The 6000-nt window shown below is 70.0% G+C and carries 5 protein-coding genes; 3 read left to right on the top strand and 2 right to left on the bottom strand.

Annotated elements, in window-relative coordinates:
• Positions 1 to 10: 10 nt before the first annotated feature.
• A complete protein-coding gene (locus VFM98_RS12690; RefSeq protein ID WP_325110285.1) occupies positions 11 to 325 on the top strand; it encodes a BON domain-containing protein in 315 nt (104 codons plus the stop codon).
• Between the two features lie 88 nt (positions 326 to 413).
• Complete coding sequence (locus tag VFM98_RS12695; RefSeq protein WP_325110286.1) at positions 414 to 1517, top strand: putative zinc-binding peptidase; 1104 nt, start codon at positions 414 to 416, stop codon at positions 1515 to 1517.
• Positions 1518 to 1519: 2 nt separating this feature from the next.
• Here VFM98_RS12695 and VFM98_RS12700 read toward each other — a convergent pair whose 3' ends face one another.
• Positions 1520 to 1756 carry a hypothetical protein gene (locus VFM98_RS12700; RefSeq protein WP_325110287.1) on the bottom strand — a complete coding sequence of 79 codons (237 nt, stop codon included), beginning with the start codon at positions 1754 to 1756 and terminating at the stop codon, positions 1520 to 1522.
• Between the two features lie 93 nt (positions 1757 to 1849).
• Complete coding sequence (locus VFM98_RS12705) at positions 1850 to 4354, bottom strand: ligase-associated DNA damage response DEXH box helicase (RefSeq protein ID WP_325110288.1); 2505 nt, start codon at positions 4352 to 4354, stop codon at positions 1850 to 1852.
• 45 nt (positions 4355 to 4399) lie between these two features.
• Between VFM98_RS12705 and VFM98_RS12710 the strand changes: the two genes are divergently transcribed.
• Positions 4400 to 5725, top strand: a complete 1326-nt coding sequence (locus tag VFM98_RS12710) for a sulfatase family protein (protein WP_325110292.1) — start codon at positions 4400 to 4402, stop codon at positions 5723 to 5725.
• Positions 5726 to 6000: the final 275 nt, after the last annotated feature.

The following is a 6000-nucleotide window of genomic DNA, read 5'->3' on the forward strand; positions in this document are numbered from 1 at the left end:
GGGAGTTCACATGAAGCAGACCCGCACCATCGCGTTGGCGATCCTCACCGGGCTCACGCTCGTCACCAGCGGCTGCGCCGTCATGCGCGGCCAGACCACCGCGGAGCAGTACGTCGACGACCGCGCGATCACGACCGCCGTGAAGGCCAAGCTGATCGAGGACAAGACCACCGGCGGCCTCTCCATCAACGTCGACACGCTCAATGGCGAAGTGGCGCTGTCCGGTTTCGCCAAGTCGCAGGCCGAGAAGGACCAGGCCGGCCGCATCGCCGCGACGACCAAGGGCGTGCGCGTCGTGCGCAACAACCTCGTCGTGCGTCCTTGACCACGCCGGGCGGCGGGCGCGACGCCCGCCCGACGGGCAGGCCGCCGGCGGGCGCGCCTGCCTTTTTCGTTTGCGGGGGGAACGCCGGGTGAAGACCTTCCATTGCCAGTTCTGCGGCCATCCGATCTTCTTCGAGAACGTGCAGTGCCTGCAGTGCGGCAGCGCGCTGGCCTTCCTGCCGGACCGCCTGGCCATGGCGGCGATCGAGGAGGTGCAGGAGGGCGATGCCGGCCTGTGGCGGCCCCGCACGCGCGGCAGGAAGGCCTCGGGGCTGCGCTATCGCCAGTGCCACAACCACACGACGCAGAACGCGTGCAACTTCGCCGTGCCGGCGCAGGACCCGAATGAACTGTGCGTCTCGTGCCGCCTCACCCGCGTGCTGCCGGACCTCTCGGTGCCGGACAACCCGCTGCGCTGGTACCGGCTGGAGGTGGCGAAGCGGCGCCTGTTCTACACGCTGGCCCGCCTGGGCCTCCTGAACCCCACGCCCCCGGGCGGCAGCGCGGACGGTCCCAGCTTCGAATTCCTCGCCGACCTGCCGGGGCAGCCGGTGATGACCGGCCACGCGCAGGGCGTGATCACCCTCAACGTGGCCGAAGCCGACGACGCCGAGCGCGTGCGCCGGCGCGAGCAGATGCACGAGCCCTATCGCACGCTGCTCGGGCACTTCCGCCACGAGTCGGGCCACTACTACTGGGACCGCCTGATCGACGAGGGCGGCCGCACCGAGGGCTTCCGCGCCGTGTTCGGCGACGAGCGCCAGGACTACCAGCAGGCGCTGCAGGCGCACTATGCGCGCGGCGGCAGCGTGCCCGAATGGCAGGAGCACTACGTCAGCCAGTACGCCAGCTCGCATCCGTGGGAAGACTGGGCCGAGACCTGGGCGCACTACCTGCACATGGTGGACCTGCTGGAGACCGCGGCGTCCTACCAGACGCGCCTGCGCATCCCGGGGCAGGAGCTGGAGGTGGAAGAAGTGGTGAACCCGCTGGAGACGGGCAACCCCGACTTCGATGCGCTGGTGGAGCAATGGGTGCCGGTCACGCTGCTGGTGAACAGCCTCAACCGCAGCCTGGGGCAGGAAGATGCCTACCCCTTCGCGCTGTCACCCGGTGCGCTGGACAAGCTGCGCTACGTGCACGACGTGATCTGCGAGACGCGCGTGGGCGCTCCGAGTCACCCGGCGCATTAGCCTCAGCGCGACGACTCCGTGTCCGGCGCCGAACCCATGGCGACGGTGTCGTGCTCCACGCCTTGGGCCTGGCTCGCGTCCGCGGCGCCCTTCATGCCCTGGCGGTTGATCTCCACGCTGGGATGCAGTTCCGCCAGCGGCATTTCGTCGTTCTCCACGCGATCGCCGCAGGCACCCAGCGCCAGCAGGGCCAGCAGCGCGGAGGCGGCCGCAGCCGCTCTCGTCCATCCTGACTTCATTCGATAACTCCCGGACTGTCTGGTTCGACTGTAGGCATCGGCGCGAGCGCGCGCGGTCGGGCCAGGGCGGCAACGCGTGTAGGTCGGCGCGGCTCAGGCGCCCACGTCGGCTTCCATGTCGCGCAGGATGCGCTCCAGCCGCGCCGCCAGCGTTTCGGTACTGAGCTTCTCCCTGAACCGCTCCACCATCAACGGCAGGCTCATCGGGCTCGGATGCCGCAGCGGCGCGAAGGCGACCTGCCTGGTGCGCATGCGGCGCAGGGTGGCCGCCAGGCGCGCGAGCTCCAGTTCCTGGCCCAGCACTTCGTTTTCCGCCTGGTTCAACAGCAGGTTGCCGGCGTCGTACTTGCGGAACACCTCGTAGAACAGCGCGCTCGAGGCCTGCAGCTGGCGCGCGCTCTTCGGCTGGCCGGGATAGCCGGTGGAGACCAGGCCGGCGATGCGCGCGATCTCGCGGAAGCGCCGCTGCTTCAGCTCGCCCGAATTGAGCGAGGCCAGCACGTCGTGCAGCAGGTTCTCGTCCGAGAAGATCGCCTGGCTCGTCACCGGCGAGATGTCGAAGGGCGAAGCGCTCACCAGCTCCAGTCCGTAGTCGTTGATCGACATGCTGAAGGTATTGGGCTGCTCGCGCGCCAGCCGCCAAGCGAGCAGGCTCGCCAGCCCGAGGTGCACGTTGCGCCCGGCGAAGGGATAGAGGTACAGGTGCTGGCCTTCGCGCGACTCGTACGTTTCCACCAGCAGCGTGTCGGGCGTAGGAATCTTCGACAGGCGCTGCTGCGTCAGCAGCATCGGGCGCGCGGCCTGCAACTCCGGATCGGGGAACTCGCCGCGCGCGGCGCCCTGCATCAACTCCAGCACCGCCTCGCTCAATTCGGCCGACAGCGCCATCTTGCTTCCCATCCAGGCCGGCACCGTGCCCTTGTTGCGGGTGGCCTTGCGCACGTAGGCGGCCATTTCGCGCACGCGCACGAATTCGAGCAGCTTGCCGGCGAAGAAGAAGCAGTCGCCGGGCCGCAGGCGGGCGATGAAGCCCTCCTCGATGGTGCCGATGCTGGCGCCGGTGAGGTACTTCACGTGCATGGCCGCGTCGCTCACGATGGTGCCGACGCCCAGGCGGTGCCGCTTGGCCACGCCGCGGTCCGGCACGCGGTAGACGCCTTCCGCATCCGGCACGATGCGGTGGTACTCGGGATAGGCGCCCAGGCTGTCGCCGCCGCGCTCGCAAAAGGCGACTACCCAGTCGAATTCGGCGCGCGTGAGCCCGCGGTAGGACCAGGCACTGCGCACCTCCTCGAACAGGTCGTCGGCGCGGAAGCCGCCGCCCAGCGCCACGGTCACGACATGCTGCACCAGCACGTCGAGCGGCTTGTCGGGCGCCGCGCGCTGCTCCACCCGGCCGGCCTGGGCCGCATGGCGGGCGGCCGCCGCCTCCACGATCTCCAGGGTATTGGTGGGCACGAGCGTGACGCGGCTCGGGCGCCCCGGCGCATGGCCGCTGCGGCCGGCGCGCTGCATCATGCGGGCGACGCCCTTGGCCGAGCCGACCTGCAGCACGCGCTCCACCGGCAGGAAGTCCACCCCGAGGTCGAGCGAGGAAGTCGCGACCACGGCGCGCAGGCTGCCTTCCTTCAGGCCCTGTTCCACCCATTCGCGCGTGCCCTTGTCGAGCGAGCCGTGGTGCAGCGCGATGCTGCCGGCCCACTCCGGCCGGGCCTGCAGCAGCAGCTGGTACCAGATCTCCGCCTGCGAACGCACGTTGGTGAAGACCAGCGTGGTGCCGGAGCGCGCGATCTCCTCCACCACCGGCAATTGCATGCCGGCGCCGAGATGGCCGGCCCAGGTGTACTTGCCGGGGTCGGGTGGCAGCAGCGTGTCGATGATGAGCGTCTTGTCGATGCGGCCGCGCACCAGCCGCGGCGGCGGATCCTCCGCCGGCCCGCACAGCACGTGCATCGCCTGCTCCAGGTTGCCCAGCGTCGCGCTCAGGCCCCAGGTGACCAGCCGCGGATTGAAGCGCCGCAGCCGCGCCAGCGCGAGCTGCGCCTGCACGCCGCGCTTGCTGCCGATCAGCTCGTGCCATTCGTCCACCACCACGTACTGCACGCCGGCCAGCACCTCGCGCGCGTTCTCGCGCGTGAGCATCAGCGTGAGCGACTCCGGCGTGGTGACGAGCACGGTGGGCATGCGCCGGTCCTGCTTGGCGCGCTCGGCCGTCGGCGTGTCGCCCGTGCGCAGCCCGATCGTCCACTTCGGCGCCAGGTCGTGCAGCGGCTGCGCCAGCGCCTTGGCCGTGTCCGACGCCAGCGCGCGCATCGGCGTGAGCCAGATGACCGAGAGATCAGCCGCCAACCTCCCCGAATTGGGGTCAGATTCCAATTTCCTGCCGCCGGCCCCGCGCTGCCTGCTTCGCTGCAGCAGCGCGTCGAGCATGCCAAGCCACACCGCGTACGTCTTGCCGGCCCCGGTGGTCGCATGCAGCATCCCGCTGCGGCCCTGCGCTACCGCCTGCCACACCTCGCGCTGGAACGCGAACGGCTGCCAGCCGCGCGCCGCCAGCCAGGCGGATGCGTGGGAATCTGAGTCTTCGGTGTCACCCATGCGTTATGGCAAAGTGGTCGGCGTGAACGCAACGAGAGTGCAATGATGGCGCAAGGCCCCAATGTGATCTTCATCGTCGCCGACGACCTCGGCTTCGCGGACCTGGGATGCTACGGCGGCCGCGACGCGGAGTTCGGGCCGGTGTCGCCGCAGCTCGATGCGCTGGCGGCCAACGGCTTGCGCTTCACGCAGGGCTATGCCAATTCGCCGGTGTGCTCGCCCACGCGTTTCGCACTGATGACAGGCCGCTACCAGTACCGGCTGCGCGGCGCGGCCGAAGAGCCGATCAACAGCCGCAGTCGCGGCAGCCCGACGCTGGGCCTGCCGCCCGAACACCCCACCCTGCCCTCGCTGCTGAAGCGCGCCGGCTACCGCACGGCCCTGTTCGGCAAGTGGCACCTGGGCTACCCGCCGCATTTCGGCCCGCTGCGATCCGGCTACGACGAGTACTTCGGCCCGATGTCCGGCGGCGTCGACTACTTCACCCACCGAGGCTTCACCGGCCAGCCCGACCTGTGGTGCGGCGAGGAGGAGTGCGCCGAGGAAGGCTATCTCACCGACCTGCTCTCGCGCCGCGCGGTCGATTACATCGAACGCATGGCGCAGGATCCGCAAAGCGCGCCCTTCTTCCTGAGCCTGCACTACACCGCCCCGCACTGGCCCTGGGAGACGCGCGACGACGCCGCGCTGGCCCCCGACGTGAAGGACAACCTGTTCCACCTGCACGGCGGCAACATCCACACCTACCGCCGCATGATTCACCACATGGACGAAGGCATCGGCTGGGTCATGGAAGCGCTGCGCCGCACGGACCTGGAACGCGACACGCTGGTCGTCTTCACCAGCGACAACGGCGGCGAGCGCTTCTCCGACAACTGGCCGCTGGTGGGCGGCAAGATGGACCTCACCGAAGGCGGCATCCGCGTGCCGTGGATCGCGCACTGGCCGGCGCAGATCCGGCCCGGCCAGATGAGCGTGCAGCAGTGCATGACGATGGACTGGACCGCGACCATCCTGGAGCTCGCCGGCGCGGAAGCGGACGCGGCCTATCCGCTCGATGGCGTCTCGCTCGCGCCGGTGCTGCGCGAGCCGGCGCACACCTTCGCGCGGCCGCTGCACTGGCGCATGAACCACCGCGGCCAGCGCGCGCTGCGCGACGGCGACTGGAAGTACCTGCGGGTGGACGGGCACGACTACCTGTTCAACCTCGCCGCCGACGAACGCGAGCGCGCCAACCTGGCCGGGCGCGAGCCCGCGCGCCTGACGGCGCTGCGCGACGCGTGGGAAGCGTGGAACGAAACGATGCCACCGATCCCCCAGGATGCGACGGTGAGCCTGGGCTTCTCCGCCAAGGACATGCCGCAGCGCTGAAGCGGTCAGCCCTCGCGCAGGCGCGCAGCGGAGTTGACGTCTGATCCGGCCCGGAGGGGGTTTGTCCGTCTCCTCCATGTCCCCCGGCGCGGATGGGAACCGTTACCTGTGATGACAGCGCGCCCGCGCCTCCTCCTTTACTTCCGGAGGCGGACAAACCCGTCCTGCGCCTGCAGTGTGGGAGGACGGGCGATCGGTCCTTCACGAAGCGTGACGCAGCGCTGCGCCGTGCGTGCGGTAGGCCGAGCAGGCCCTTGCGCGGGTGGTTCATCGCG

The organism is Ramlibacter sp. (assembly GCF_035706265.1).
Taxonomy (GTDB): domain Bacteria; phylum Pseudomonadota; class Gammaproteobacteria; order Burkholderiales; family Burkholderiaceae_C; genus Ramlibacter.

Coding starts and splice junctions, on each gene's coding strand:
- VFM98_RS12690 (WP_325110285.1), top strand. CDS start 11: ATGAAGCAGACCCGCACCATCGCGTTGGCGATCCTCACCGGGCTCACG.
- VFM98_RS12700 (WP_325110287.1), bottom strand. CDS start 1,756: ATGAAGTCAGGATGGACGAGAGCGGCTGCGGCCGCCTCCGCGCTGCTG.
- VFM98_RS12705 (WP_325110288.1), bottom strand. CDS start 4,354: ATGGGTGACACCGAAGACTCAGATTCCCACGCATCCGCCTGGCTGGCG.
- VFM98_RS12710 (WP_325110292.1), top strand. CDS start 4,400: ATGGCGCAAGGCCCCAATGTGATCTTCATCGTCGCCGACGACCTCGGC.